The organism is Streptomyces sp. NPDC048644, from assembly GCF_043199105.1.
Lineage (GTDB): Bacteria > Actinomycetota > Actinomycetes > Streptomycetales > Streptomycetaceae > Streptomyces.
The window spans coordinates 18,977-45,337 of record NZ_JBICVO010000028.1 but is presented as its reverse complement, the minus strand read 5'-3'; the positions used below and the strand labels follow the sequence as shown (position 1 = coordinate 45,337).

Genomic DNA, 26,361 nt, shown 5'->3' with positions numbered 1-26,361 from the left:
CGGCTGGACGAACTCCCACTCTGTATCGGTCAGTTCATGACGACGTATCACTCGACCATGATCCACCACCCAAGATCAATTGAAGACACTGCCTACGGGTGGTGGGCCGTCGAAGTGTGCCACCGGAGAGTTCATCGGCTTCGCCGGCCTCGACCGGGTGGACGACGGGCTGCCGTTCACCGGAGTGGAAGCCGGCCGGCGGCACCCCGAAGCCCCCGCAGGACCGCTGCGCCGGAACGTGGTCTACCGCATCCAGACCTGACACGGTCTAGCGCGGCAGCACCACCACATACGCACCCGGCTCCCGGTCGGCCGCCGCCATCAGCGCCGTCCGCACCACCACGGCCTGGTCCCGCGGGGTCTCGTGCAGCGTGTGCGGTGCGCAGCGGACGACCGTGATGCCCAGCCGCTCCAGGTGCGCGCGGGTGCGGTCCGGGGCCGGGTCCGGCAGGTCGTCGTCCCGGTGCGGTGCCACGCTCTCGATCTCCAGGGCCACCGAGTGCTCGGGCCAGTACGCGTCCACGCTTCCCAGGTGCGGGCCGCCGGGCATCCGCAGGTCGACGTTCCACACCGGATCCGGCAGACCGTGGTCCGCCACCATCGCGTAGAGCTGCCGCTCGGCCACCGCCCTGCCCTCGGCGAGCAGCACGTCCACCGCGTCCGCCACCTGCGGCTCGGCCGTAAGACCTGCCCGCTCCAGCTCGGCGAGCACCGCGCCCGCCGCACCGTGCCCTTCGCGCACCGCGCAGGTCAGCAGCCGCCGGACCGACGCCGCGTCGGACAGCTGCGCCACGGCGTCCGCCAGCGCCCGTGGGAGCGGCGCCACCGGCAGTCCGGTGATCTCCTCGGGGACCGGCAGTCCGGCGGACCGTACGACCCGGGCGAAGCCGGCCGAGCGCAGCCGCCGGGTGGCGGCCACCAGTACATCGATGCGTTCCAGGGCCGACAGCGGGGGAGCGGCCGTCAGACCGTGCAGGGCGAGCGCCGCGAAACCGGTGACCATCACCTCGGGCGCGGGGCGCTCCCCGCCGCCCTGGCAGGGCACCGATGGCCCGCGCTGCGCCGCGTACAGCAGCACAGCGAGCAGCCGTTCCTCGGAGGTCGGCGGCCCGGGGTGCAGCAGGTGGACGCCGGGCAGGACCTGCTGCCAGGGGCCGCCAGGCCGGCAGTGCTCGTCGGCGTCGGCGGCCGATACGCCCCGCTCACGCAGCTGGCGCGTGGTCAGCACTCGGCACGGGGTGTCGGCGAGGGGGAGCGGGGAGAGCGGGCTGTCGTGGTTCATGTCCCGCACTTTCCCGCCCCCGCCCCGCCCGCTAACCGTTGTTACACACCCGTGGCAGGACCAGGACATCCCTGTACTTGAGTACGGGTGTTCGGTTGCCGAAAGGGACCGGTACGGCCCAGGTCACCGCCGCTCGCCGGCCGCCGCGTCACAGGTCCGTGCGCGCAGCGCCCGCGCCAGGTCGTCCCGCTGTTCCGACACGATCCGGCGCAGCGCGGGCGCGGCACCGGCGTGCCCGGTCAGCCAGCCGTCCGCCGCGTCCAGCGTCTCCTGCGTCACCTGCCAGGACGGGAAGAGGCCGCGCACCACGTCCATCCCGATCTCGATCGAGCGCTCCTGCCACACCCGCTCGATCGCCTCGAAGTACCGCGCCCCGTAAGACGCCAGCAGCTCCCGCTGGCCCGGCTGCGCGAACCCGCTGATCGTCGCCTCCACCAGCGCGTTGGACAGCGCGTCGGATTCCACCACGTCCGCCCAGGCCCGTGCCTTGACGTCGGCCGACGGGCGGGAGGCCAGGCAGCGGACCTGGTGCCGCTTGCCGGACGCGGTGTCGTCGCGCGCCAGCTCGGCGTCGACGACGCCCGTGTCGTCGGCGTCGTGCGCGACCAGCGGCTGGAGGAACGTCCAGCGCAGCTCCTGGTCCACGTCGAGGCCGTCGATCTTCGCGGTGCCGTCCAGCAGGCCCTGGAGCAGCTGGAGGTCGGCGGCGGTCGAGGCGACGGCGGCGAAGTGGCGTGCCCAGGCCAGCTGGTGGCCGCTGCCGGGTTCGGCCTGCCGCAGCTCGCTGAGCGCGCCCTCGGCCAGGGCGCGGGCCGCGGTGTCCCGGTGCTCCGGTGCCGTGTACAGGTCCAGCGCGTGCTGTGCCTGGGTGTGCAGCGACTGGAGGACGCCGATGTCGGTCTCCTGGCCGGCGAACCGCAGCACCAGGTCCAGGTAGTCACGGGCCGGCATCAGCCCGTCCCGGGTCAGGCCCCACAGCGCCGCCCAGCACAGCGCGCGGGCCAGCGGATCGGTGAGTTCGCCGAGCCGGGCGCGCAGCGTGGCCAGCGATCCCTCGTCGAAGCGGGTCTTGCAGTACGTCAGGTCGTCGTCGTTGACGAGGATCAGCTCGGGCCGCTCGGTGCCTGCCAGTTCCGGCACCTTCGTCCGCGGCCCGGTCACGTCCACCTCGGCCCGCGCGTAGCGCACCAGCGTGCCGTCGGCGTCCTGCCGCCGGTAGAGACCCACCGCGACCCGGTGCGGGCGCAGCTCCGGGTGCGAGGCGGGCGCCTCCTGGAGGATGCTCAGCTCGGTGATCCGGTCCTGCGCGTCGTAGGTGGCCTGCGGGGTCAGCGCGTTGACACCCGCGGTCTCCAGCCAGGCGCGCGACCAGGCGGCCATGTCACGCCCGGAGGTCTCCTCCAGCACCGACAGCAGGTCGGACAGCCGGGTGTTGCCGTAGGCGTGCCGCTTGAAGTACCGGCGTGCGCCCTCCAGGAAGGCGTCCCGCCCGGCGTACGCCACGAGCTGCTTGAGCACCGACGCGCCCTTGGCGTAGGTGATGCCGTCGAAGTTGAGCTTGGCGTCCTCCAGGTCACGGATGTCCGCCGTCACCGGGTGCGTCGACGGCAGCTGGTCGGCGCGGTAGGCCCAGGACTTGCGGCGGTTGGCGAAGGTGATCCAGCCGTCGCGGAAGCGGGTCGCCTCCACCATCGAGAGCGAGCCCATGAAGTCCGCGAACGACTCCTTGAGCCACAGGTCGTCCCACCACTGCATGGTGACCAGGTCGCCGAACCACATGTGCGCCATCTCGTGCAGGATGACGTTGGCCCGGTGCTCGTACGCCGCCTCGGTCACCTTCCCCCGGAAGATGAACTCCTCCCGGAACGTCACGCAGCCCGGGTTCTCCATCGCGCCGAGGTTGTACTCCGGCACGAACGCCTGGTCGTACTTCCCGAACGGGTACGGGTAGTCGAAGTGGTCGTGGAAGAAGTCCAGGCCCTGCTTGGTGACGGTGAAGACGTCGTCCGCGTCGAAGTGCCGGGCGAGGCCCTTGCGGCACAGCGCGCCCAGCGGAATCTCCAGCTCGCTGCCGTCGTCGAACGTCCGCCGGTAGGTGTCGGCGACGTAGTGGTAGGGCCCGGCCACCACCGCGGTGATGTACGTCGAGATCGGCTGCGTCGTCGCGAACCGGTGCAGCCCCGCCGTGGGTTCCCCCTCCTCCGCGCCGTTGCTGAGCACCACCCAGCTCTCCGGCGCCGTCACGTCGAAGGTGAACGGGGCTTTCAGGTCCGGCTGTTCGAAGGTGGTGAAGACCCGCCGCGCGTCGGCCGGCTCGTACTGGGTGTAGAGGTAGACCTCGCCGTCCTCCGGGTCGATGAACCGGTGCAGGCCCTCTCCGGTACGGCTGTAGGCGCACTGTGCGTCGACGACCAGGGTGTTGTCGGCGGCCAGCCCGTCCAGCGCGATCCGCGTCCCGTCGAACACCGCCGACGGGTCGAGGACCCGGCCGTTGAGCGTCACGGACGTCACCGAAGGCGCCAGCAGGTCGGCGAAGCTGCTCGCGCCCGGCTCGCTGCACCGGAACCTGATGGTCGTCAGGGACCGGAACGTGTCCTCGGCCCGCACCGCGGACCTGACGTCCAGCGACACGTCGTAGCCGTCGACGCTCAGCATCCGGCCCCGTTCGCGCGCCTCGTCCCGGGACAGATTCTCACCTGGCACGACGTGACTCCTTCGCCCTCGTCTCGAATATCGAACACGGGAATCATGGCACGGCGGCCCTGTGTTGAAGCGTTCGCCGATCTGTTGAAGCCGTTATGCATCTTCACCGAGGAGATCACGTGTCCGAATCCGCGAAGACCCCCGCCGACTTCTGGTTCGACCCGGTGTGCCCCTGGGCCTGGATGACCTCCCGCTGGATGCTGGAGGTGGAGAAGGTCCGCCCGGTCGAGGTCCGTTGGCACGTCATGAGCCTGGCGGTGCTCAACGAGAACCGGATCGACGAGATGCCGGAGAGCTACCGCGAGCGGATCCGCCCCGGCGGCAGCTCCTGGGCCCCGGTCCGGGTGTGCATCGCGGCGGAGCAGCAGTACGGCAGTGAGGTGCTCGGCCCGCTGTACACCGCGCTCGGCACCCGCATGCACAACCAGGGCCTCGGCCAGAGCCGCGAGGCGATCCAGGCGGCCCTTCAGGACGCGGGACTGCCCGCATCCCTCGCCGAGGCCGCGGACACCGACGCGTACGACAAGCAGCTGCGCGCCTCCCACAAGGAGGGCATCGACCTGGTCGGCCAGGAGGTCGGCACCCCGGTCATCGCGGTACCCGGCGCCGACGGCGAGCAGATCGCCTTCTTCGGCCCCGTCGTCACCCCGGCCCCCAAGGGCGAGGAAGCCGCGAAGCTCTGGGACGGCACCCTGATGGTCGCGTCCATCCCCGGCTTCTACGAGATCAAGCGGACCCGGACGGCCGGCCCGGTCTTCGACTGACGCCGCGGTCCCCGCACATGGGCAAGGCCCCACGAGTCACGTCCTCGTGGGGCCTTGCCGTTATTCCGCCTGCCGCATGAAGGTTGAGAAGACGATCACGAGGCAGGACGCGCGGTGCGCTGTTACGGCGCCAGCAGCAGGTTGTTCGCCCGCTCCTTGGCGGACGCGTACCGCTTGGCCACGTCCTGCCAGTTGACGACCTGCCACATGGCCTCGATGAAGTCGACCTTCTGGTTCTTGTACTGGAGGTAGAAGGCGTGCTCCCAGGCGTCGAAGACCAGGATCGGCACGGAGCCCTGCCCGACGTTGCCCTGGTGGTCGTAGATCTGCTCGACGATCAGGCGGCCGGTGACCGGCTCGTAGGCGAGGACGCCCCAGCCGGAGCCCTGCGTGGTGGCCGCGGCCTTCGTCAGCTGCGCCTTGAAGCCGGCGTACGAGCCGAAGCTCTCCGCGATGGCGTCGGCCAGCTCGCCCACGCCGTCCTTCGCGTCCGGCTCGCCGCCGCCGTCACCGCTCATGTTGTGCCAGTAGATGCTGTGGAGGATGTGGCCGGAGAGGTGGAAGGCGAGGTTCTTCTCCAGGCCGTTGATGCCGCCCCACTGCTCCTTGTCGCGCGCCTCGGCGAGCTGCTCAAGGGTGTCGTTCGCGCCCTTGACGTACGCGGCGTGGTGCTTGTCGTGGTGCAGTTCGATGATCTCGGGGCTGATGACCGGGGCCAGCGCCGAGTAGTCGTACGGAAGTTCCGGAAGTGTGTAGGTCGCCATGCCCGAGCCTCTCCAACTGCTTACGCCGTCCTATTGCAATAGATCTTTATTGCAATAGATGTGCAGGAACGGTCGCCACGCTACCAGCAGAAGTGATCACGGATCCGGTAAGGGCAACCTGTCCCGTCCCAAAGACCGAGGCGGGGCGGGACCTCGGATGGAGGTCCCGCCCCGCCTCGTGTGGCAGTGCGTCAAGCCGTCGCGGCTATCCGGCGGCAGGCGGCTCCGACGGCGTCTCCCGCGTCTTCCCCGCCCGCGCCCGCAGCAGCCCGATCACCGCGAGCACCACCGCGAACCCGCCGGTGAACAGCAGCTGGATGCGCTGGTTCTCGTCCCGCAGCATCAGCAGCAGCACCACCAGGACACCGGCCAGCGCCACCCACGTCAGATACGGGAAGGCCCACATCTTGACGACCAGCTTCTCCGGCGCCTCCTGCTCAAGCCGGCGGCGCATCCGCAGCTGGGCGACGGCGATGAAGCCCCAGACCACCAGGACGGCCGCGCCGACCATGTTGAGCAGCCACTGGAAGACGGTGGTGGGCCACCAGAAGCTGAACAGCACGGCGAGGAAGCCGAACGCGGAGCACAGGACCACCGCGCGGCGCGGCACCCCGCCGCCGACCTTGCCCAGGAACTTCGGCCCCTGGCCGCGCACGGTCAGCGAGTACGCCATCCGCGACGAGCCGTAGATGTTGGCGTTCATCGCGGACAGCAGCGCCACCAGGATGACGACGTTCATGATCTGCCCGGCCGCCGGGATCTTCAGGTAGTCGAGGACCGCGACATACGGACCGCTCTTGGCGATCGAGGCGTCGTTCCAGGGGATGACGGTGACGATGACCGCCATCGAGCCGACGTAGAAGAGGGCGATCCGCCACATCGCGGTGCGCACCGCGCTTGCCACGCCGCGGACCGGATCCTTGGACTCGGCCGCCGCGATGGTCACCGTCTCCAGGCCGCCGTACGCGAACACCGAGGCCAGCAGGCCGACCATCAGGCCGTCGACGCCCTTGGGCAGGAAGCCGCCGTCACCGGTCAGGTGCGAGGTGCCCGGCGCTTCGGTGCCCGGCAGGACGCCGAAGATGGCGAGCAGGCCCAGGATCAGGAAGATGCCGATCGCGGCGACCTTGAGCGCCGCGAACCAGAACTCGAACTCGCCGAAGTTGCTGACCGCCGCGAGGTTCGCCCCGCAGAAGACCAGCATGAACAGCAGGACCCACATCCACGGCTCGGTGCCGGGGAACCACTGGGTCATGACGTCGGCGGCGCCGATCGCCTCGGCCGCCACCGCCACACACAGCAGCGCGGTGAACATCCAGCCGGCCGTGAAGCCGGCCCAGGAGCCGATCGAGCGTCCCGCGTGCACGGAGAAGGAGCCGGACGCCGGGTTGGCCGCGGCCATCTCGCCGAGCATCCGCATCACGAGCATCACCAGGCCGCCGGACACCGCGTAGGCGAGCACGATCGAAGGGCCCGCGGCGGCGATGCCTTCGCGGGAGCCGACGAACAGTCCGGCGCCGATCACGCCGCCCAGGGCGATCATCGACAGATGACGCTGCTTGAGGCCGTTGGACAGCGGGGCGCCGCCGTCGCTGTCCGGGACCGCGTCGGCCTGCTCGCGCGCGGGCGAGGCGGACGGGGGTGTCCGATTCATGTCGTACCTGTCCCAGTAGGTGAGAGCGGAGCGGGCGTTGGTGCGTGCTCCCGGGGCTGCGACCGGTACGGATCCGCCGCCGCGCGGCCCCCTGGACCCCCTGCCGCAACGGCAGGTCGTCAAGCCCCCGCCGACACCGCGCACACCGAGGGTCCTCGGCGAAGCGCGCTCAGTTTGAGTGGCGGTGTCCGCTGAGGGCAACAGGCGTGCAGCGAATGTTCGCTATTCAGACGCGATCGTGACCGTGCGTATCCGGCTCATCGTGATATGCCACGACAAGCCGCGCTTACCGGCTCGCTCGCCCCCGCAGCTCCCGCACCCCGGCAACGGCCAGCACCGCAGCGGTGGCCCCCGCCGACCACAGCAGCTGCGGACGGGCCGCGTCATCGGTCAGCATCAGCACCAGCACCGCCGCCATCGCGGCCAGCGCCGCCCAGGTCAGCCAGGGGAAGGCCCACATCCGCAGGGTGAGCGTCTGCGGCGCTTCCCGCTCGATACGCGGACGCAGCCGCAGCTGCGAGACCGCGATCAGCCCCCACACGAACAGCAGCACCGCGCCGACCGCGTTGAGCATGTAGAGGAAGACCGAATCAGGCCACTTCAGATTCAGCAGCACCGAGACGAAGCCGAACGCCACCGAGGCCAGCACGGCCCGGCGTGGCACCCCGCCGCCCGACACCTTCAGCAGCGCACGCGGCGCCTCACCCCGCTCGGCGAGCGAGAACACCATCCGCGACGAGCCGTAGAGATTCGCGTTCAGCGCCGACAGCAGCGCGACGAACACCACGATGTTCATGATCTGGCCGGCACCGGGGATCCCGATGTGATCCAGCACCGCGACGTAGGGACTCTTGCCAGGCTCCATCGACGACCACGGCAGCAGCGTGACGATCACCAGCATCGAGCCGACGTAGAAGAAGAGGATGCGCCACACCGCGCTGCGCACCGCACGGCCCACCGCGCGCGCCGGGTCGTCCGACTCGGCCGCCGCGATGGTGACCACCTCCAGGCCGCCGAACGCGAAGACCACGGCCAGCACGCCGGAGACCACACCGGACCAGCCGTGCGGCAGGAAGCCGCCCTGCCCGGTGAGGTTGGTCAGGCCGATCGGTTCGGTGTCGGGCAGCACGCCGAACACCGCCAGCAGGCTGAGCACGAGGAACAGCACGATCGCGGTGACCTTGAGCGTCGCGAACCAGAACTCGAACTCACCGAAGTTCTTCACCGACGCGAGGTTGGCCGCCGTGAAGACGACCATGAAGATCAGCACCCAGCCCCACTGCGGCACCGCGGGCAGCCAGCCGTTGGCGATCTGCGCCGCGCCGGTCGCCTCCACGGCCAGCACCACGACCAGCAGGAACCAGTACAGCCAGCCGACGCTGAACCCCGCCCAGCGGCCCAGCGCCCGCTCCGCGTGCACCGAGAACGCGCCGGACGCCGGCATCGCCGCCGACATCTCACCGAGCATCCGCATGATCAGCATCGCCAGCGCACCGGCGATCAGATACGACAGCACGATGCCGGGCCCGGCCACCGCGATGCCCGCGCCCGACCCCACGAACAGGCCCGCGCCGATCACCCCGCCCAGGCCGAGCATGGTCAGATGGCGCTGCTTGAGCCCCGCTGACAGCGGTTCTCGCTGGCCGGCCCCGTCGCCGAGAGGGGGCTTCCCGGCGGCGGTCGGTGCGTCGTGCATGGGCTCGTACTCTCGCAAGGTGATTCGGCACAAACCCCGCGGGACGCCGCGGGGTCCTGACAGCTGCACCTCAGTTTCCCCGCAAGCACGCGACTACCACAAAACGTCCGGACAATCGGCGCCCACGTCGTGACGAGCATCACGCGACCTGCGAAGACGCCCCCGGGACGGGCAGGGCCCGGCACTCTGGACGATGTGCGGAAGCTCCAAGCCGGCCGGTGCCGCTTTGTCACCGCCACATGATGATCGCCGGTGGCCTGCTGGACTAACGTCCATCGGGTCCTGTCCTGTCCTGTCCCGGATCCCTCTCACACTTCGCGGAGTCCTGATGAGCACTGCCGCTCTCACTCGTCCCGGTGCGGTCCTCGCCGATCTCCTGCCCGCCGCCACCGCCTCCCGCGCCCGCGTCCGTGACGCCGCGCTGGTGGCGGGCGGCGCGGTGCTCACCGGTGTCGCGGCCCAGATCGCCGTCCCGGTCCCCGGCTCCCCGGTCCCGGTGACCGGGCAGACCTTCGCCGCCCTCCTCGTCGGCGCCTCGCTCGGCGCGCGCCGCGGCTTCGCGTCCATGGCGCTGTACGCGCTGGTGGGCATGGCCGGCATGCCGTGGTTCGCCGAGGCCAAGTCGGGTCCTGGCGGCGCCACCTTCGGCTACGTCCTGGGCATGCTGCTGGCCGCCACCGTCGTGGGCGCGCTGGCCCGCCGCGGCGGCGACCGCGGTGCGCTGCGCACGGCCGGCACGATGGTGGCCGGCCTCGCGCTGGTCTACGGCGTCGGCGTCCCCTACCTCGCGCTCAGCACGGGCATGTCCTTCGGGCAGGCGCTGGCCGCCGGCATGGTCCCGTTCCTCATCGGCGACGCGCTCAAGGCCGCCCTCGCGATGGGCGCACTGCCCGCCGCGTGGAAGCTGGCAGGCCGCCGCGGCTGACCCGCGGACGCCGTCCCGCGCACGCAACGGGCCGGGCCCCGCACTCACCACTGGGTGACTGCGGGGCCCGGCCCGTTACTGCTGTGTCGCGTCGCGGTGCGCCGTGCGCGGCGCACCGCGACGGTCATGCCCGGTCGGCGGCCTTGGCCTCCGTGTCCGCTGCGGGTACGGCCTCCGTGGCAGGCGCGCCGCCCTGGGGTCCGATCGCCGCACCGCCGCCGGCCGTCACCGCGCTCTCCCGCGGCCGGCGCCGGTCCAGGATCAGGCCGACGGCCAGCACGACCACGGCGGCGACGACGGAAAGCACCATCTGCTTGCGGCCGTCGGGGTCGTAGAACATGTAGCCCACGACGAACAGGATCAGCGCGATCGTCGCGTACGTCAGCCACGGGTACAGCCACATCCGCACCGTCAGCCGCTCCGGCATGTCCCGCTCGATGACCTTGCGCATCTTCAGCTGCGAGAAGCAGATGACGAGCCACACGAACAGGGCGACCGCGCCCGACGAGTTCAGCAGGAACTGGAAGATGGTGTCCTTCGAGGTGTAGCTGAAGATCGTCGCGATGAAGCCGAAGGCGACCGAAGCCCAGATCGCGACGGCCGGCACACCGCCCTTGTTCACCTTGGCGAAGGACTTCGGCGCGTCCCCGCGCTCACCCAGCGAGAAAGCCATCCGGGAAGCGGTGTAAAGACCCGAATTCAGACAGGACAGCACCGCGGTCAGCACCACGACGTCCATCACGGTCCCGGCGTACGGAATCTTCAGCGACTCCAGCACCGCGACGTACGGGCTGGCGTCCAGCTTCGGGTCGTTCCACGGCAGCAGCGTCACGATGACCGCGATCGAGCCGAGGTAGAAGATCGCGATCCGCCAGATGACGCTGTTGACGGCCTTGCGGACCGCCTTCACCGGGTTCGGCGACTCGCTGGCCGCCAGGGTGACGATCTCGCTGCCCATGAAGGAGAAGACCACCAGCAGCATGCCGGAGAGGATCGCCCCTGGTCCGTTCGGCAGGAACCCGCCGTGCCCGGTCAGATTCGACAGACCGACCGCCTCGTCGCCCGGCGGCAGTCCGAAGATCGCCAGCGCGCCGACGACTATGAAGACGACGATGGCGACGACCTTGATGCCGGCGAACCAGAACTCGAACTCGCCGAACGAGCCGACCGAGATCAGGTTCGTGCCGGTCAGCACCATCATCACCAGCAGAGCCCAGGCCCACTGCGGGACGGCCGGCACCCAGTTGGTGAGAATGGCGGCGGCTGCGGTCGCCTCGACGGCCAGCACGACCGACCAGAAGAACCAGTACAGCCAGCCGATGGTGAACCCGGCCCAGCGGCCGAGCGCCTTGTCCGCGTATGCGGAGAATGAACCGGAAGTGGGGGAGGCCGCAGCCATCTCACCCAGCATCCGCATGACGAGCACGACCAGCAATCCGGTCAGTGCGTAAGAAAGCAGGATGCCGGGTCCTGCAGCGTGGATACCGGCGCCGGAGCCGACGAACAAGCCTGCGCCGATGACACCGCCGATGGCGATCATCGACAGATGTCGATTCTTGAGTCCTGCCTGAAGCCCGTCCGTGGTAGGCGGGTGCGTGCCCATATGCACCGTCCTTCAGTGGTTCTCGGTTTCGAGTCCCCGCATTAGACCCGCGGGGGCGACTGCTTAGGAAGATCCGAATCCGGATCGTTGTCGTTCCTGTTCAGCTGTATGAAGACTGGCTGAAACTCCCCTGTCATTTGTACGAAGCCCCGGCGCCACACTGTCGCATTCCTCGTGCCACACTCATGCCATGCGCGTGTATCTCGGCTCCGACCATGCAGGTTTTGACCTCAAGAACCACCTCGTCGAGTGGCTCAAGGCCCAGGGCCACGAGCCCGTCGACTGTGGTCCGCACCTCTACGACGCCCAGGACGACTACCCGCCGTTCTGCCTCCGTGCCGCGGAGAAGACGGCCGCCGACCCGGACGGCCTCGGCATCGTGATCGGCGGCTCGGGCAACGGCGAGCAGATCGCCGCCAACAAGGTCAAGGGCGTACGGGCCGCACTGGCCTGGAGCGAGGAGACCGCCAAGCTCGGCCGCGAGCACAACAACGCCAACGTCATTTCCGTCGGCGGCCGGATGCACACCGTCGAGGAGGCGACGAAGTTCATCGAGATCTTCCTCGCCACCCCGTACTCGGGCGAGGAGCGGCACACCCGCCGCATCGACATGCTCTCCGCCTACGAGACCACCGGCGAACTGCCCCCGATCCCGGCCCACCACCCGCAGGGCTGAGTCAACCCCCCACCGCCATCCGCCCGTTCCCCCGCCGGCCGGGGGAGCGGGCGGGCTCACCGGAGGACACCCCGATGCCCGAGGGGCACACGATCCACCGCCTCGCGCTGGACCACCTCGACCGCTTCGAGGACGGCCCCGTGCGGGCCGGCAGCCCGCAGGGGAAGTTCGCCGACGGCGCCGCGCTCGTCGACGGACAGATCCTGGAGACCGCCGAGGCGCACGGCAAGCACCTCTTCCTCGGCTTCGGCCCGGTCGGCTGGATCCACATCCACCTCGGCCTCTTCGGCAAGCTCGGCTTCGGCACCGCCCCCGCGCCGCCGCCCACCGACACCGTCCGGCTGCGCCTGGCCAACCAGACCCACCACGCCGACCTGCGCGGCCCCACCACCTGCGCTCTGATCACCGACGCCGAGAAGCAGGCGATACACGACCGGCTCGGGCCCGACCCGCTGCGCCCCGCCGACGACGGGGAGCGCGCCTGGCGCCGGATCACCCGCAGCCGCACGACGATCGCCGCGCTGCTGCTCGACCAGAAGATCATCGCCGGCGTCGGCAACGTCTACCGCGCCGAGGTCCTCTTCCGGCACGGCATCGACCCCTACCTCCCCGGCCGCGACCTCACCCGTGCCACCTGGGACGCCGTCTGGGCCGACCTGGTGTACCTGATGGGCGAGGGAGTACGGCACAACCGGATCGACACCGTGCGCCCCGAGCACCTGCCCGAGGCGATGGGCCGCCCGCCGCGGGTCGACGACCACGGCGGCGAGGTGTACGTCTACCGCCGCGCCCACCAGCACTGCCACCTCTGCGGCAGCGAGATCAGGACGGCGGGACTCGCCGCCCGCAACCTCTTCTGGTGCCCCACCTGCCAGCCGGCCACCGCCGGACGCGGTTAGGACGCTGCTGACGGATCTCCGCGGCGTCGCGGCGCCCTGGGTCTGTCCCACGGCGCCGGCCCGCACCGCGTCAGAACCCGTGCGGCAGCCACGGTGCGACGTCCGAAGCGAACGCCACCGACGCCGCCCGCAGCGCGCCGGGCCGCAGCTCCCGCACCCGGCCCGCCGCCGCCAGCTCCGACAGCGTGAACCCGCCCAGATACGCCGAGCCCAACTCCCGTGCGGACAGGGCAAGACCGGGCGCTTCCGTGGTCCGCTCGCAGACCGCGCCCCGCTCGTCGCCGGTCAGCCGCCAGCGGCCCTCGTTCCACGGGCAGAACGCGTCGGAGACCTCAAGCACCACGTCCACCGGGCGCTGATACGTCCGCGCCGCCAGCGCAGCACCGACCTCCACCGTCCGGACGTACGCATCGTCCCGGAGCCGGATGCCGCACCGCCGCATGTCCGCGACCAGATGCAGCACCGGATCGTCCACCGGGAGGTTGTGCGCCGCCACCGACGAGGTCAGGTCGATGCCGAACAGGTAGCGCCACAGCGCGGCGTACACCTCGGGGTCAGGGGCGGCGATGTGCTGGAGCCGTACCGTGCCGTGCGCCCCCTCGCTGTTCCAGCGCGGCTCGACGGCGTACCGGGCGTAGCCCCTGACCTCGCCGTCCACCTCGGCAAGCACGCACTGGAGCCTGCCCTTCCCGTTCCGCTCGCGCTCCGGATCGAGGACCGCGAGCTGCTCCCAGCCCGGCTGCCTGGCGAGCATCCCGGGCCTGGCGGCCACCGTTCGCGCATAGACCCGCTCGCAGTCCGCCAGCGCCTTCGCCGGATCGGCCAGCCGCAGCCGCACGCCGTCCGCGCCCGGTACGTCCGGCGGCGCCAGCCGCAGCGTGTCGACGTCCAGGCGCATCTCCAGCGTCGCCGCGCCGTAGCCGAACCGCCCGTAGATCGACCCTTCCGACGCCGTCAGCACGGCCAGCGCCTCGCCGCGCTCCCGTACGTCGTCCAGTTGCCGCCGCATCATCGAGCGCAGCACCCCGCGCCTGCGGTGCGTCGGCTGCACACTGACCATCGTCACCCCGGCCGCCGGCACCGAAGCGCCGCCCGGCACGGTCAGCCCGAACGAGAAGGCGCCGGCCGTCCCGACGATCTCGCCCTCGTCCCAGGCGGCGATCGAGCGCTCCGCCTCGGTCAGCTGCTGCCACAGAACCCGCTCCTCCGGAGCCTCCCCGACGCCCCCGAAGGCCAGCTCCACCTTCCCGAACCAGCCGTCCCATTCCTCCGGTCGCAACATCCGCAACTCTGTCGTCATAAGCCATCCCTAGCAGGACGCTCTCCGGCCGCGCGACCGTATTTCGAACGGCATTTCCCGGCATTCGCCCTTGGTGAGGTCCGACGAATCGACGCGCCGCCGAACGGGTGGATAAGGTCCCAGAGCAATGGCACGCCGCCCGGGAGCAGAACCCCTGACGGCCCGGCTGCACAAGGCGCTGCACCGGGCCCGCATCGGCGTGCGCAAGGCCGGGGTCGACTACTTCCGCGGCGACGGCTCCGACTGGCTCGCGCTGGTCGCGCTGCTGATCTCCGTCCCCGCCATCGCCGCGGCCACTCTCTGGCACCCGCAGTGGGTCGGGCCGACCGCCCTGGTCCTGCCGGTGATCGCCGGCGGACTGCTGCTGCGGCCCGCCAACCTCCTTGCCCTGTACGGCACATCGGCCGCCGCCCTGATCGTCGAGGCCGCCCTCTTCGGACCGTACGACGAGGGGCCCGACCGGATCACCCCCGGCACGGTCCTGGTGGTCGCCGCCGTCGGGCTCTTCGGGCTGCTGATCGCGCAGTTCCGCAGCCGGGTCGGTGTGCCCTGGAGGCGCGGCGGCACCATGCTCTTCGACCTGCGCGAACGGATCCGGGTACAGAGCAAACTGCCCCGGCTTCCGCAGGGCTGGCACCGCGAGATGGCGCTGCGCCCGGCCGGCGGGCAGTCCTTCTCCGGCGACTTCGTCGTGGCCTCCCGCACCCAGGGCGGCAACATCCTGGAAGTCGTACTGACCGACGTCTCCGGCAAAGGCATGGACGCGGCCTCCCGCTCACTGCTGCTCTCCGGCGCGTTCGGCGGCCTGCTCGGCTCGCTGCCGCCGCACGGCTTCCTGCCCGCCGCCAACGGCTACCTGCTGCGCCAGGACTGGGACGAGGGCTTCGCCACCTCCATCCACCTCGTCCTCGACCTGGAGTCGGGCGACTACGAACTGCTCTCCGCGGGACACCTCCCCGCCCTCCAGCTCAGCGCCGGCACCGGCCGCTGGGAGGAGAAGACGGGGACGGGCCCGCTCCTCGGGGTCTACGACGGGGCGCAGTTCGACCCGGTGAAGGGCCGGCTGCGCCCCGGCGACGTGCTGATGATGTTCACCGACGGCCTGGTCGAGTCCGCCGACCGTGACCTCACCGAGGGCATCGACCGGCTGACCGGCGAGGCCGACCGCTATGTCGCGGGCGGCTTCACCGGGGCCGCCTGGCACCTGATCGAGACGGTCGCCAAGGACGTCAACGACGACCGGGCGCTGCTGCTCATCTGCCGCGACGCATAGGGCCGTTGACCGGCCGCGGGGCCACGGTCAGCGCGCCGCGCCGGCCTCCTGGAGCGCCGGGACCGGGGCCTCGGCCCGCCCGCCTGGCAGTACCCGCGCCAGCAGCCCCGAGCGCCCGGCGGCCAGCGGTCCGAGCACGGCGAGGATCAGCACATAGCCCGCGATGAACGGCGCGAGCCGCTCGTCGAGCCCGGCGCTCGCCGCCATCGTCGCCAGAATCAGTGCGAACTCGCCGCGGGCCAGCAGCGCGGTGGCGATGTTGGCCGCCGGACGGGGCCCGAAGGCGTACACCCGCGCGGCCACCAGACCGGCGACGACGTTCATCAGCAAGGTCACCGCGACCGCGATCAGCACAGGCCACACGACCGACGGCAGGTCGCCGGGGTCGATGGACAGGCCGAAGGCGAAGAAGAAGATCGCGCCGAACGCGTCCCGCAGCGGATGCACCAGCTCGCGGATCCGCGGCCCCGACTGCGTACTGCCGAGCATCAGCCCGACCATGAACGCGCCGATGGCGTCGGCGACTCCGAACCACTCCGAGATCCCGGCGACCAGGACGGCCGCGCCCAGGAAGGAGATCACCAGGAGTTCGTTGTCCTTGGTGGCGATGAGCTTGCCGATGACGCGGGTGCCCCACCGGGCCGCCGCGGCCAGCAGCAACAGGAAGCCGAACGCCTTGCCCGCGTCCAGCGCGGCGGCGGCCGGCGAATCGGCGCCGGAGAGCACCGGCTGCAACGCGGCCAGGTAGAGGGCCAGGAAGATGTCCTCGACGACGATGATGCCGAGGATCGGCTTGGTCTCGGGATTGCCGAGACGCTCGGTGTCGACCAGCACTTTGGTGACGATCGCCGACGACGAGATGCCCAGGACACCGGCCAGCACCAGCGCCTCCGAGGTGCCCCAGCCGAGTGCGAAGCCGAAGCCGAGTCCGGCGCCGACGTTCAGCAGCAGGTACGCGCCCCCGGCCAGCGCCATCTTCCGGCCGCCGGTCTTGAGGTCGTCCACGTGGAATTCGAGGCCCAGATAGAAGAGCAGCAGCACCAGGCCGAGCAGGGAGAGCATCTCCAGGTCGTGCGGATCGGCGACCAGCACGATGCCGGGGGTGTTCGGGCCGAGCAGGATCCCGGCCAGGATGAAGAGGGGGATGGTCGGCAGGCCGATACGGCCGCCGATCCGGGCGAGCACGGCGGCGGCCAGAAAGGCCCCGCCCATGGCGATGAGGGTGGGTGCGTGTCCGATGGCTCCTCCAATGGTGTGGCCTGTGACGAGCTGAAGGTCAAGGGGGAGTCAAGAAAGTGTCAGTAATTAGTTTACCAAAGGAAAATCCGGGCACAATCGAGCCAGGGTGCGGAGCGGGGGAGCGAGGCGGGAAGCGGGACGGCCCGCGCCGTCAACCGCCCGGCGGCCGGTCCCCGCACGGGCCGCCGGCCACCTCGCCGGCAGCCGCCTCATCAGCAGCCGCAGCACCGGCAGTTGAAGCGCCCGCCGTCCAGCCGGTGGCCGCCACCACCTCCCGCGCGATGTCCGTGACGGACCGTCCGTCCGTCACGACCCGCACGGTGTCCGCGGACGCCCGCTCATCCAGGAGGCGCGCCTTGCGGGCGCTGTTGTGCAGCTCCCGCTCCAGTTCCGAACCGCGTTCCCGGCCGGTCAGCCGTTCCTCCGCGGTGGCGTCCGACGCGGTGAGCAGGACCCGTACGATCCGCACGTCAGCGCCCATGGCCCGCTCGAACATGCCGGCCGTCTCGGGCAGCACACTCGCGGTGTTCGTATAGATCAGGCGGCGGTACCCGCGCCGGGCGAAGTTCGCCCACACCGCCGTCAGATTGCTCTCGGTGATCTCCGCACGATGTGGATCGCCGTCCGGCGCCGGATGCGCCTGGCCCATGAAGTCGCCCTCGATGACCGCGTGGGCGACCGCCCCGGCGCGCAGGCACGCCGAAACCTCCCAGCCCACCGTCGTCTTGCCGGCACCGGCACGTCCGCCGATGAGCAGAACCTCTGCGTTGTCCATGGCGGAAGCGTGCCAGCGGGCGACCGCCGGGCGCGATCCGATATCGGGGGCTCCGCTACCGGGCGGTCCGCCGCCCGGCCGCCTCCACCGGGTCCTTGCGGAAGGCCCAGGCCATCGTCGGCTCCATCGCGAAGCGGAAGACCTTACGGACCGGTGGGGTGCACAGCGCCGTCACCACGGCACCGGCGATCAGGGTGACCGCGATCTCGCCGAGCGGGGTGTGCACCCAGGGGTGGTCGAACCAGCCCCAGAACCGGGCGCCCTTGGCGAGGAAACCGTGCAGCAGGTAGCCGTACAGCGTGCCGGCGCCCAGCACCGTGAACCACCTGTGCCGCGTGGGCACCCAGGAGTAGAAGCACGCCACCAGCACCAGCGAGCAGCCGAAGAGCGCGAGGGTCATCACGGCACCGGCCCACCAGGTGGTGCCCAGTTCCTGCGCGCTGTCCCGGTGGTAGAACCACGCGGACGTCATCCGGGGCGCGGCCCAGTACGCGATGACCAACGTGGCCGCGAAGACCGGCACCGCGGCGATGCGGACCGCGCGCCGCCGCACCATCCGGAAGTGCTCGGGCCGCAGATACAGACCCAGCACGAAGAACGGCAGGAACTGCAGCACCCGTTGGAGGTCCAGATCGTCGCCGATCTCCGGTGACACGGACGCCAGCACGGCGATGGTCAGCGCCAGCGGGACGGGCCAGCGCACGATCTTCCACAGCGGCGTGGTCAGCCGCCAGATGAACAGAGCCACCAGGAACCACGTCAGGAACCAGGGGTCGAGCAGGCTGATCGGCTGGTCCGGGGTGTCGTCGGCCCAGCGCTTGAAGAAGGTGTACGCCACCTCGAAGAGGATGTACGGGACGGCGACGCCGGTGATCAGCCGCTGGAGGCGGTCCTTGCGCATGTCGAAACTGCGCGAGAAATAGCCGGAGATGATGATGAACGCCGGCATGTGGAAGGCGTAGACGGCCATGTAGAGCGCCTCGGCGGCGCGACTGCCGTCGGTCAGCGGCTCCCATGCGTGCCCCATCGCCACCAGGACGATGGCCAGGTACTTCGCGTTGTCGAAGAAGGCGTCCCGGCCTGCGGTCGGTGCGGGCTTAGGTGCGGCTCCCGGCGCGCCCGTCGGCTGCGCCGTGCGCACCGCCCGGTCCGTGCCCGCCGGCTCCCTGGCCGCAGGGAGTTCACGTCGAGGGTTCGGGGCAGCGTGAAACATTTGAGGCACCATAGCGGTGAACCGTCGAATGCGTAAAACCGTCTTCCGGTTATTCGCTATTTCCCCGGGTATCGCAGGGAAACTCCGCACGGTTGAGTCATGATCGATTCGTATTACTCACGGAAACACTCGCTTCCGGCGCGGGCAACTCGATGCCAGGGGCGCCCTTTTGCGCCACTTCGTCCGGCTTAAACGGGTCATATGCCCTGCGGGTGCCCCGGAAGGAATGTCCACCTCCCGACTGCTGTGTCCGCGCCCCGGAATGCCGCCGTGGCCGTGATCCACGCCACGAAACGGGAATGCGCCGCCGCCCGTACCGGACGGAGTGGCCGGATGGGCAGTGTGAACAGCGCCGCGTAGTACGTCACTTACCAGCCATGCACAGCGAAATGATCAGGCCGTTTTATCCGCGCCGTGGTTGCCGGCGTTCCTTCCGCCCCGGCCGCGCCGTACGGTGCCCGTCCGGCCGTCGCACTGCCCTCTTGCTGGCACCTTGTCGGACCCCGCCGAACCCGCCGCCCGCCCGCTTCGTTCGTCCGCTTCATCCGTCAACGGCATGAAGCGGGCAAAGCGTTGGCCGATGATTCGTCACCCGTATGCAGTGGGAAGTCACTTGGTGGCACGATGGTGCCAGCGGGGGGTGCGCGGTTGCACGCTTCCCGGGCCGGTGAGGCGTTCCGACCGAGGGTGTGATCAGTTGTGGCTCTTTCGCTGTCAGTGGTGCTGCTGTTGGGGATCGTGCTGATCGTGCTGATCCGCGGGAAAACGATCAAGCCGGGTCCGGCGATCGTCGCCATCCTCTTCGGCTTCTTCCTGGCCTCCACCGGCATGGCGCCCTCGATAAACCGGTTCTTCAACTCCCTCGCGGACACCATCAACCACATCACCTTCTAGGGCCCGCACCCCGAAGCCGTCGGCCGGCCTCCGGAGCCGGGCCCGCTCGCGGCCCGGCCCCGGCCGGAAGTCAGCCCTCGGCCGGCCCGTCGCCCGCACCCCTGGCCAGCGCGTCCCGCACGGCATCGTCGCTGCGGCCGACCACCGCCGATCCGTCGTCCGCGGTGATGATCGGCCGCTGGATCAGCCGGGGATGCGCGGCCAGCGCCTCGATCCACCGCTCCCGCCCGGCACCCGAGCGCTCCCACGCCCCGAGCCCCAGCTCCTTCGCCTCGGCCTCCTGCGTCCGCGTGATGTCCCACGGTTCGAGCCCCAGGCGCCCCAGTACGGCGCGGAGTTCCGCCGCGCTCGGCGGCTCCTCCAGGTAGCGGCGCACGGTGTACTGCGCGCCTGCGTCGTCGAGCAGTTCCACAGCGGAACGGCACTTGGAACACGCGGGATTGATCCAGATCTCCATGCCGGTCACCCTAATGAGCCCGGCCGGCCCCGGGCAGTCCCGCGCACGCCGTGAAGTGACGGCCCGCGGCCTCCCGCCCGCGCCCCGGAAAACCCCGGAAACTCCCGGAAAAACGAAGAACCCCAGACCGTCCGGCCTGGGGTTCTCCTCGTGAGAGCGGGCGACGGGAATCGAACCCGCGTAGCCAGTTTGGAAGACTGGGGCTCTACCATTGAGCTACGCCCGCGAGCGCCACAGATCGCTCGGACCTCGGCACGCAGTGCATCGTAGCGGGTCGGGGCGGCCTCCCGCACACCGGATACCGGCGGCCCGATAACTGGCAGCCGGAGCGCCATCGGCCATGTACCCTACGTGTCGCACCGACGGGGTGTGGCGCAGCTTGGTAGCGCGTCCGCTTTGGGAGCGGAAGGTCGTCGGTTCGAATCCGGCCACCCCGACCAGCAGTACCGCGTACGTTCGCAGGGCCGTCTCCTCAGGAGCCGGCCGCCGCCGGACGGCCGCGCAAGATCACGTTATGGCTGCCATCCTGCTTGCGGTTACTATGCAAGCTGCGTGCCCGTGTGTCTCTGTACCGGGCGCGATCGACCGGGGCCCGCATCATCGGGTACCGGAAGATCTCAAGCAGAACCCCAGAAGTCAGCCCCAAGGAGACCGAACCGTGAAGAGCGCCGTGGAGACCCTGAACCCGACCCGGGTTCGGCTCACTGTCGAGGTGCCCTTCGAGGAGCTCAAGGACAGCCTCGACGCGGCGTACAAGAAGATCAACCAGCAGGTCACGGTGAAGGGCTTCCGCAAGGGCAAGATCCCTGCCCGCGTCATCGACCAGCGGTTCGGCCGTGGCGCCGTGCTGGAGGAGGCCGTCAACGACGCGCTCCCGAAGTTCTACACCGAGGCGGTCAACGAGGGTGAGCTGAACGTCCTCGGCCAGCCCGAGGTCGACATCACCGAGCTGAAGGACGGCGAACTGCTGGCCTTCACCGCCGAGGTCGACATCCGCCCCGCCCTGGAGATCCCGGACTACTCCGGTATCGAGGTCGAGGTCGACGCCACCGAGGTGTCGGACGAGGACATCGACAAGTCCGTCGAGCAGCTGCGTGAGCGCTTCGCCTCGACCACCCCGGTCGAGCGCGCGGCCCAGGACGGCGACGTCCTGACGCTGGACCTCGAAGCCAAGGTGGACGGCGAGGTCCTGGAGGACGGCGTCGCCCAGGGCGTCAGCTACACCGTCGGCTCCGGCGAGCTGCTTGACGGCATCGACGAGGCCGTCAAGGGTGTCGAGGCCGGCGGCAGCGCCACCTTCACCTCCGAGCTCAAGGGCGGCTCCGCCCAGGGCAAGGAGGCCGAGGTCACGGTCGCCGTCACCGCCGTCGCGGCCCGCGAACTGCCCGAGTTGGACGACGAGTTCGCGCAGCTGGCCAGCGAGTTCGACACGCTCGAAGAGCTGCGTGCCGACAGCAGCAAGCGCCTCGCGCAGATGAAGAAGTACGACCAGGCCACCCAGGCTCAGGAGAAGGTCCTGGACGAGCTGCTCAAGCTCGTCGAGGTGCCGATCCCCGAGAAGCTGCTCGCGGACGAGATCGAGACCCGCAAGCACAACCTGGTGAACCACCAGCTCGGCCAGATGGGCCTCGACCTCGCCAAGTACCTGGAGATCCAGGGCAAGACCGAGGAAGAGTTCGACGCCGAGACCAAGGAGCAGGCGGAGAAGGGCATCAAGACCCAGTTCATCCTGGATGAGCTGGTCAACAAGGAGAAGCTGAACGTCAGCCAGGAGGAGCTCACCGAGCACCTCATGCGCCGCGCGCAGTCCTCCGGCATGTCCCCCGACCAGTTCGCGCAGGCCGTCGTCGAGGGTGGCCAGGTGCCGATGCTCGTCGGCGAGGTCGCCCGCGGCAAGGCGCTCGCGGTGGTCGTCGAGGCCGCCACGGTCAAGGACACCAACGGCGAGGTCCTGGACCTCGACGACGAGGACGAGACGGCCGAGACCGTCGTCGCCGAGGCCGAGGGCACCGAGGTGGCCGAGGCCGAGCAGAAGAACGAGGGCTGAGCCCAGGCTCGCTCCCGCACTCCCTGACCACGGGCCCGAACGCGCACGTCTGCGTGTTCGGGCCCGTGGTGGTACCGGCCCGTGAGCCTGCGCTCACAGCGAACAGTTCTCAAAGCGGGATGGCGTTGTCCGACCTGCGCGTTAGGGTCCGTAGATACGAGGGCAGGGGAGTTGCTGAACGCGCCGGGGCAACGACACGGCGCAGATCCCCAGGCCCCGGCAGACGACGCTGAGACGGTCTCGTACCGTCCGACAACGAGCAGGTGGACACGTGACGATCCCGATGCCTTCCGCCGCCGCTGAGCCGACCTTCGGTGGCCTCGGCGACCAGGTCTACAACCGGCTGCTCGGCGAGCGGATCATCTTCCTCGGCCAGCCGGTCGACGACGACATCGCCAACAAGATCACCGCGCAGCTGCTTCTCCTGGCCGCGGACCCGGACAAGGACATCTTCCTCTACATCAACTCCCCGGGCGGCTCGATCTCGGCCGGCCTGGCGATCTACGACACCATGCAGTACATCAAGAACGATGTGGTGACGATCGCCATGGGCCTGGCCGCTTCGATGGGCCAGTTCCTGCTGAGCGCCGGCACCCCGGGCAAGCGTTTCGCGCTGCCCAACGCCGAGATCCTCATCCACCAGCCCTCCGCCGGCCTGGCGGGTTCCGCGTCGGACATCAAGATCCACGCCGAGCGGCTGCTGCACACCAAGAAGCGGATGGCGGAGCTGACCGCCTTCCACACCGGTCAGACCGTCGAGCGGATCACCCACGACTCCGACCGCGACCGCTGGTTCTCCGCGGACGAGGCCAAGGAGTACGGCCTCATCGACGACGTCATGACCTCCGCCGCAGGCGTTCCGGGCGGGGGCGGCACCGGGGCCTGAGCCCCGTACCACTCGCCCCAGCCACCCCAGCCCTTTGATCGCCACCAGGACGGTGAACACCCAGATGAACAACTTCCCCGGCAGCGGCCTGAACCAGGGCGCGGAGTCCGAGTTTTCCGGTCCTCGCGCCGAGTCCCGCTACATCGTTCCGCGCTTCGTCGAGCGCACCTCGCAGGGCGTGCGCGAGTACGACCCGTACGCGAAGCTCTTCGAGGAGCGGGTGATCTTCCTCGGCGTGCAGATCGACGACGCTTCGGCCAACGACGTCATGGCGCAGCTGCTGTGCCTGGAGTCGATGGACCCGGACCGTGACATCTCGATCTACATCAACTCGCCCGGCGGCTCCTTCACGGCGCTGACCGCGATCTACGACACGATGCAGTTCGTGAAGCCCGACATCCAGACGGTCTGCATGGGCCAGGCGGCCTCCGCCGCCGCCGTGCTGCTCGCGGCCGGCACCCCCGGCAAGCGGATGGCGCTGCCCAACGCCCGTGTGCTGATCCACCAGCCGTACAGCGAGACCGGCCGCGGCCAGGTCTCCGACCTGGAGATCGCCGCCAACGAAATCCTCCGGATGCGCTCGCAGCTGGAAGACCTGCTGGCCAAGCACTCCTCCACGCCGATCGAGAAGATCCGCGACGATATCGAACGCGACAAGATCCTGACCGCCGAGGAGTCCCTGGCGTACGGTCTGGTCGACCAGATCGTGTCGACGCGCAAGTCGTCGGTTTCGATCGGCTAGCGGTCCTCGCGAAGCGAGCCGGGTCTGTGCCCCCTTGGATCGAGTGAACTTCAGTCGGTCCAAGGGGGGCCCGTACGGGGGGCCCGGCAAGGTACCGTCGATAGGCAAGCACCCGGGTCCGTAGGAGCAATGCGGATCCCAGGCGAAGGGGAAGCACCTCGTGGCACGCATCGGTGACGGCGGCGACCTGCTCAAGTGCTCGTTCTGCGGAAAGAGTCAGAAGCAGGTGAAGAAGCTCATCGCGGGACCTGGTGTGTACATCTGCGACGAGTGCATCGACCTCTGCAACGAAATCATCGAGGAGGAGCTGGCCGAGACCTCCGAGGTGCGCTGGGAGGAACTCCCCAAGCCGCGGGAGATCTATGAGTTCCTCAACGGCTACGTCGTCGGCCAGGACCCGGCCAAGAAGGCACTCTCGGTCGCCGTCTACAACCATTACAAGCGGGTGCAGGCGGGCGAGAACGGCGGTGGCCGCGGCGACGAGGGCATCGAGCTGGCCAAGTCCAACATCCTGCTGCTCGGCCCCACGGGATCCGGCAAGACGCTGCTCGCGCAGACCCTCGCCCGGATGCTGAACGTCCCGTTCGCCTTCGCCGACGCGACGGCGCTGACGGAAGCCGGCTACGTCGGCGAGGACGTCGAGAACATCCTGCTCAAGCTGATCCAGGCCGCGGACTTCGACGTCAAGAAGGCCGAGACGGGGATCATCTACATCGACGAGATCGACAAGGTCGCCCGAAAGAGCGAAAACCCGTCGATCACCCGCGACGTCTCAGGCGAGGGTGTCCAGCAGGCCCTGCTGAAGATCCTGGAGGGCACCACCGCCTCCGTACCGCCGCAGGGCGGGCGCAAGCACCCGCACCAGGAATTCATCCAGATCGACACGACGAACGTGCTGTTCATCGTGGGCGGCGCGTTCGCCGGACTCGACAAGATCATCGAGGCCAGGTCCGGAGCCAAGGGCATCGGTTTCGGTGCCACGATCCGCTCCAAGCGCGAGATCGAGTCCAAGGACCAGCTCCAGGACGTCATGCCGGAAGACCTGGTGAAATTCGGGATGATCCCCGAGTTCATCGGCCGGCTGCCCGTCCTCACCTCGGTCCACAACCTCGACCGCGAGACCCTGCTGCAGATCCTGGTCGAGCCGCGGAACGCGCTCGTCAAGCAGTACAAGCGGCTCTTCGAACTCGACGGTGTGGAGCTGGACTTCGACCGCCCGGCCCTGGAGGCCATCGCCGACCAGGCGATCCTGCGCGGCACCGGTGCCCGTGGCCTGCGCGCGATCATGGAGGAAGTCCTCCAGTCCGTGATGTACGAGGTCCCCTCCCGCAAGGATGTGGCCCGCGTCGTCATCACCGAGGACGTCGTCCACTCCAACGTCAACCCGACCCTCGTCCCGCGCAGCCGCGGCGAGTCGGGCGAGCCGCACGAGAAGAGCGCGTAGCTCCGTACGGCACACAGACGAAGAACCGCCCGGCAGCCGATGTGCTGCCGGGCGGTTCGCATGTGCACACGCGGTGCTACTTCTCCTTGCGGACCTCGGTGCGAACCGCGGCTGCCTTCTGGGACAGCGCCTCGGAGCCGAGCGCCTGCGGCCCGCTGCCCGACGGGTCGGGCATGGCCTGGGACTGCACGATGCCCACGGCGCTGCTGTCGCCCCAGATGCACACGGAGACCGTGGAGGACGCGGTGATGCCGCTGACCGACGCGGTGGCCTTCTGGGTCCGGCACTTCATCACGGCGCCGTCGAAGTCGTCGGGCGAGTACTTCGTGATCGGCGTGACCGTCTCGATCTTGGCGTTCCCGCGGGCCGCGCTCTTCTTCTGGCTCTCGTCGAGCTTGGCGAACGTGGCGTCCACCGCGGTCTCCGGGTCGGACACGTCGCCGTAGACGCCGACGACCGCCATCTTCAGCTTGCTGGCGTTGACGTAGGAGCCCTGCACCGCCTTGCCGTTGCTGATCCCCATCGCCTTCAGCTCCTTGTCGCTGGAGAAGTCCTGGGCATCGGAGGATTCGGAGCCGGGCGCCTTGCTGTACTCGCCGTTGAGGAGCTTGTCCTGGAGCACGATCGTGTAAGGCGGGACGCTGCCGCCGCCCGAGCCGAACGCGAAGTAGGCGCCCACGCCGATCGCCGCGACGACGGCCACCGCGCCGATGATGAGGCCGACCTTCTTGCCGCTGCCGCCGGACTCCGGCGGGCCCTGCGGGATCGCGCCGTACGGAGTCTGCTGGCCGTACGGGGCCTGCGGCTGCTGGCCGTAGGGCGCGCCCTGCTGAGGGGCACCCTGCTGGGGGTAGCCGTAGCCCTGCTGCGGGGCGCCCTGCTGCGGGTAGCCGTAGCCCTGCGGGGGCACCTGGCCGCCTTGCTGCGGGTAGCCGTAGCCGGGCTGCGGGGCCTGCGGCTGCTGCGGCTGGCCGTACGGTCCTGGCTGCGGCGGCTGCTGCGGCTGCTGGCCGTACGGGCCTGGCGGCGGCTGGTTGTAGCTCATGAAGCGGTTCCCCTCGTGACAACTGGCGGCAGTTGATGTTTATACGCTCCGCACATCCTGTACGACGCCACCGACAGCCG

The 26,361-nt window shown here is 69.8% G+C and carries 22 protein-coding genes, 2 tRNA genes and 1 pseudogene; 12 read left to right on the top strand and 13 right to left on the bottom strand.

Going from position 1 to position 26,361, the window contains the following annotated elements:
• Positions 1–93 precede the first annotated feature (93 nt).
• Positions 94–202 (top strand): annotated as a pseudogene (locus ACGFNI_RS34795) (GNAT family N-acetyltransferase); the annotation flags it as partial.
• 66 nt (positions 203–268) lie between these two features.
• On the opposite strand, the gene ACGFNI_RS34790 reads toward ACGFNI_RS34795, so the two are convergent.
• Entirely contained in the window at positions 269–1,282 is a 1,014-nt protein-coding gene (locus tag ACGFNI_RS34790; RefSeq protein WP_393689587.1) for a hypothetical protein, read from the bottom strand.
• Between the two features lie 123 nt (positions 1,283–1,405).
• Positions 1,406–3,985 (bottom strand): aminopeptidase N, encoded by a 2,580-nt coding sequence (pepN, locus tag ACGFNI_RS34785; RefSeq protein ID WP_393689585.1) that lies wholly within the window; start codon positions 3,983–3,985, stop codon positions 1,406–1,408.
• A gap of 119 nt (positions 3,986–4,104) precedes the next feature.
• Here pepN and ACGFNI_RS34780 point away from each other — a divergent pair, with 119 nt between their 5' ends.
• Complete coding sequence (locus ACGFNI_RS34780; protein ID WP_393689583.1) at positions 4,105–4,749, top strand: DsbA family protein; 645 nt, start codon at positions 4,105–4,107, stop codon at positions 4,747–4,749.
• A gap of 122 nt (positions 4,750–4,871) precedes the next feature.
• Here ACGFNI_RS34780 and ACGFNI_RS34775 read toward each other — a convergent pair whose 3' ends face one another.
• From ACGFNI_RS34775 to ACGFNI_RS34765, 3 genes are all read right to left on the bottom strand, one after another.
• Positions 4,872–5,513 carry a superoxide dismutase gene (locus tag ACGFNI_RS34775; protein WP_393689581.1) on the bottom strand — a complete coding sequence of 214 codons (642 nt, stop codon included), beginning with the start codon at positions 5,511–5,513 and terminating at the stop codon, positions 4,872–4,874.
• 205 nt (positions 5,514–5,718) lie between these two features.
• A complete protein-coding gene (locus tag ACGFNI_RS34770) occupies positions 5,719–7,167 on the bottom strand; it encodes an amino acid permease (RefSeq protein WP_393689579.1) in 1,449 nt (482 codons plus the stop codon).
• A gap of 286 nt (positions 7,168–7,453) precedes the next feature.
• The gene (locus ACGFNI_RS34765) at positions 7,454–8,863 is read right to left on the bottom strand and encodes an amino acid permease (protein ID WP_393689578.1); all 1,410 of its coding nucleotides are present in this window, start codon (positions 8,861–8,863) and stop codon (positions 7,454–7,456) included.
• A 328-nt stretch (positions 8,864–9,191) separates the two neighbouring features.
• On the opposite strand from ACGFNI_RS34765, the gene ACGFNI_RS34760 reads away from it, so the two are divergent.
• Positions 9,192–9,788 carry a biotin transporter BioY gene (locus tag ACGFNI_RS34760; protein ID WP_393689576.1) on the top strand — a complete coding sequence of 199 codons (597 nt, stop codon included), beginning with the start codon at positions 9,192–9,194 and terminating at the stop codon, positions 9,786–9,788.
• 124 nt (positions 9,789–9,912) lie between these two features.
• Here ACGFNI_RS34760 and ACGFNI_RS34755 read toward each other — a convergent pair whose 3' ends face one another.
• Positions 9,913–11,391 carry an amino acid permease gene (locus tag ACGFNI_RS34755; RefSeq protein WP_393689575.1) on the bottom strand — a complete coding sequence of 493 codons (1,479 nt, stop codon included), beginning with the start codon at positions 11,389–11,391 and terminating at the stop codon, positions 9,913–9,915.
• Positions 11,392–11,581: 190 nt separating this feature from the next.
• On the opposite strand from ACGFNI_RS34755, the gene ACGFNI_RS34750 reads away from it, so the two are divergent.
• Positions 11,582–12,067 (top strand): ribose-5-phosphate isomerase, encoded by a 486-nt coding sequence (locus ACGFNI_RS34750; RefSeq protein WP_393689573.1) that lies wholly within the window; start codon positions 11,582–11,584, stop codon positions 12,065–12,067.
• A 74-nt stretch (positions 12,068–12,141) separates the two neighbouring features.
• Positions 12,142–12,966: an Fpg/Nei family DNA glycosylase gene (locus ACGFNI_RS34745; protein ID WP_393689571.1), complete on the top strand. Its 825-nt coding sequence runs from the start codon at positions 12,142–12,144 to the stop codon at positions 12,964–12,966.
• A gap of 70 nt (positions 12,967–13,036) precedes the next feature.
• Here the strand turns inward: ACGFNI_RS34745 and ACGFNI_RS34740 are convergent, their stop codons facing one another.
• Positions 13,037–14,266, bottom strand: coding sequence for a GNAT family N-acetyltransferase (locus tag ACGFNI_RS34740; RefSeq protein WP_393689570.1), 1,230 nt, complete (start codon positions 14,264–14,266; stop codon positions 13,037–13,039).
• 127 nt (positions 14,267–14,393) lie between these two features.
• On the opposite strand from ACGFNI_RS34740, the gene ACGFNI_RS34735 reads away from it, so the two are divergent.
• Positions 14,394–15,539 (top strand): PP2C family protein-serine/threonine phosphatase, encoded by a 1,146-nt coding sequence (locus ACGFNI_RS34735; protein ID WP_393689568.1) that lies wholly within the window; start codon positions 14,394–14,396, stop codon positions 15,537–15,539.
• A 27-nt stretch (positions 15,540–15,566) separates the two neighbouring features.
• Here the strand turns inward: ACGFNI_RS34735 and ACGFNI_RS34730 are convergent, their stop codons facing one another.
• From ACGFNI_RS34730 to ACGFNI_RS34720, 3 genes are all read right to left on the bottom strand, one after another.
• Positions 15,567–16,751 (bottom strand): cation:proton antiporter, encoded by a 1,185-nt coding sequence (locus ACGFNI_RS34730; protein ID WP_393689566.1) that lies wholly within the window; start codon positions 16,749–16,751, stop codon positions 15,567–15,569.
• 178 nt (positions 16,752–16,929) lie between these two features.
• The gene (locus ACGFNI_RS34725; RefSeq protein WP_393689564.1) at positions 16,930–17,553 is read right to left on the bottom strand and encodes an AAA family ATPase; all 624 of its coding nucleotides are present in this window, start codon (positions 17,551–17,553) and stop codon (positions 16,930–16,932) included.
• A 55-nt stretch (positions 17,554–17,608) separates the two neighbouring features.
• A complete protein-coding gene (locus ACGFNI_RS34720) occupies positions 17,609–18,766 on the bottom strand; it encodes an acyltransferase family protein (protein WP_393689562.1) in 1,158 nt (385 codons plus the stop codon).
• A gap of 699 nt (positions 18,767–19,465) precedes the next feature.
• On the opposite strand from ACGFNI_RS34720, the gene ACGFNI_RS34715 reads away from it, so the two are divergent.
• On the top strand, positions 19,466–19,660 hold the full coding sequence (locus ACGFNI_RS34715) for a hypothetical protein (RefSeq protein ID WP_030283919.1): 195 nt from the start codon (positions 19,466–19,468) through the stop codon (positions 19,658–19,660).
• Positions 19,661–19,730: 70 nt separating this feature from the next.
• Here the strand turns inward: ACGFNI_RS34715 and ACGFNI_RS34710 are convergent, their stop codons facing one another.
• The gene (locus ACGFNI_RS34710; protein WP_393689559.1) at positions 19,731–20,117 is read right to left on the bottom strand and encodes an arsenate reductase family protein; all 387 of its coding nucleotides are present in this window, start codon (positions 20,115–20,117) and stop codon (positions 19,731–19,733) included.
• A gap of 155 nt (positions 20,118–20,272) precedes the next feature.
• A tRNA-Gly gene (locus ACGFNI_RS34705) sits at positions 20,273–20,343 on the bottom strand.
• Positions 20,344–20,480: 137 nt separating this feature from the next.
• On the opposite strand from ACGFNI_RS34705, the gene ACGFNI_RS34700 reads away from it, so the two are divergent.
• The 5 genes from ACGFNI_RS34700 to clpX all read left to right on the top strand — a co-directional run bounded on the left by ACGFNI_RS34700 (position 20,481) and on the right by clpX (position 25,236).
• Positions 20,481–20,557, top strand: a tRNA-Pro gene (locus tag ACGFNI_RS34700).
• Positions 20,558–20,775: 218 nt separating this feature from the next.
• The gene (tig, locus tag ACGFNI_RS34695; RefSeq protein WP_393689557.1) at positions 20,776–22,164 is read left to right on the top strand and encodes a trigger factor; all 1,389 of its coding nucleotides are present in this window, start codon (positions 20,776–20,778) and stop codon (positions 22,162–22,164) included.
• 283 nt (positions 22,165–22,447) lie between these two features.
• Positions 22,448–23,050: an ATP-dependent Clp protease proteolytic subunit gene (locus ACGFNI_RS34690; RefSeq protein ID WP_227045204.1), complete on the top strand. Its 603-nt coding sequence runs from the start codon at positions 22,448–22,450 to the stop codon at positions 23,048–23,050.
• Between the two features lie 64 nt (positions 23,051–23,114).
• Positions 23,115–23,792 (top strand): ATP-dependent Clp protease proteolytic subunit, encoded by a 678-nt coding sequence (locus ACGFNI_RS34685; protein ID WP_227045206.1) that lies wholly within the window; start codon positions 23,115–23,117, stop codon positions 23,790–23,792.
• Positions 23,793–23,952: 160 nt separating this feature from the next.
• Positions 23,953–25,236: an ATP-dependent Clp protease ATP-binding subunit ClpX gene (gene clpX, locus ACGFNI_RS34680; protein WP_227044897.1), complete on the top strand. Its 1,284-nt coding sequence runs from the start codon at positions 23,953–23,955 to the stop codon at positions 25,234–25,236.
• 76 nt (positions 25,237–25,312) lie between these two features.
• Here the strand turns inward: clpX and ACGFNI_RS34675 are convergent, their stop codons facing one another.
• A complete protein-coding gene (locus tag ACGFNI_RS34675; protein WP_393689555.1) occupies positions 25,313–26,281 on the bottom strand; it encodes a hypothetical protein in 969 nt (322 codons plus the stop codon).
• Positions 26,282–26,361 lie beyond the last annotated feature (80 nt).

What these genes read in the sequence shown, in the direction of transcription:
- ACGFNI_RS34790 (WP_393689587.1), bottom strand. Translation starts at nt 1,282, where the DNA reads ATGAACCACGACAGCCCGCTCTCCCCGCTCCCCCTCGCCGACACCCCG.
- ACGFNI_RS34775 (WP_393689581.1), bottom strand. Translation starts at nt 5,513, where the DNA reads ATGGCGACCTACACACTTCCGGAACTTCCGTACGACTACTCGGCGCTG.
- ACGFNI_RS34770 (WP_393689579.1), bottom strand. Translation starts at nt 7,167, where the DNA reads ATGAATCGGACACCCCCGTCCGCCTCGCCCGCGCGCGAGCAGGCCGAC.
- ACGFNI_RS34765 (WP_393689578.1), bottom strand. Translation starts at nt 8,863, where the DNA reads ATGCACGACGCACCGACCGCCGCCGGGAAGCCCCCTCTCGGCGACGGG.
- ACGFNI_RS34760 (WP_393689576.1), top strand. Translation starts at nt 9,192, where the DNA reads ATGAGCACTGCCGCTCTCACTCGTCCCGGTGCGGTCCTCGCCGATCTC.
- ACGFNI_RS34755 (WP_393689575.1), bottom strand. Translation starts at nt 11,391, where the DNA reads ATGGGCACGCACCCGCCTACCACGGACGGGCTTCAGGCAGGACTCAAG.
- ACGFNI_RS34750 (WP_393689573.1), top strand. Translation starts at nt 11,582, where the DNA reads ATGCGCGTGTATCTCGGCTCCGACCATGCAGGTTTTGACCTCAAGAAC.
- ACGFNI_RS34745 (WP_393689571.1), top strand. Translation starts at nt 12,142, where the DNA reads ATGCCCGAGGGGCACACGATCCACCGCCTCGCGCTGGACCACCTCGAC.
- ACGFNI_RS34740 (WP_393689570.1), bottom strand. Translation starts at nt 14,266, where the DNA reads ATGACGACAGAGTTGCGGATGTTGCGACCGGAGGAATGGGACGGCTGG.
- ACGFNI_RS34735 (WP_393689568.1), top strand. Translation starts at nt 14,394, where the DNA reads ATGGCACGCCGCCCGGGAGCAGAACCCCTGACGGCCCGGCTGCACAAG.
- ACGFNI_RS34730 (WP_393689566.1), bottom strand. Translation starts at nt 16,751, where the DNA reads ATGGGCGGGGCCTTTCTGGCCGCCGCCGTGCTCGCCCGGATCGGCGGC.
- ACGFNI_RS34725 (WP_393689564.1), bottom strand. Translation starts at nt 17,553, where the DNA reads ATGGACAACGCAGAGGTTCTGCTCATCGGCGGACGTGCCGGTGCCGGC.
- ACGFNI_RS34720 (WP_393689562.1), bottom strand. Translation starts at nt 18,766, where the DNA reads ATGTTTCACGCTGCCCCGAACCCTCGACGTGAACTCCCTGCGGCCAGG.
- ACGFNI_RS34710 (WP_393689559.1), bottom strand. Translation starts at nt 20,117, where the DNA reads ATGGAGATCTGGATCAATCCCGCGTGTTCCAAGTGCCGTTCCGCTGTG.
- ACGFNI_RS34690 (WP_227045204.1), top strand. Translation starts at nt 22,448, where the DNA reads ATGCCTTCCGCCGCCGCTGAGCCGACCTTCGGTGGCCTCGGCGACCAG.
- ACGFNI_RS34685 (WP_227045206.1), top strand. Translation starts at nt 23,115, where the DNA reads ATGAACAACTTCCCCGGCAGCGGCCTGAACCAGGGCGCGGAGTCCGAG.
- ACGFNI_RS34675 (WP_393689555.1), bottom strand. Translation starts at nt 26,281, where the DNA reads ATGAGCTACAACCAGCCGCCGCCAGGCCCGTACGGCCAGCAGCCGCAG.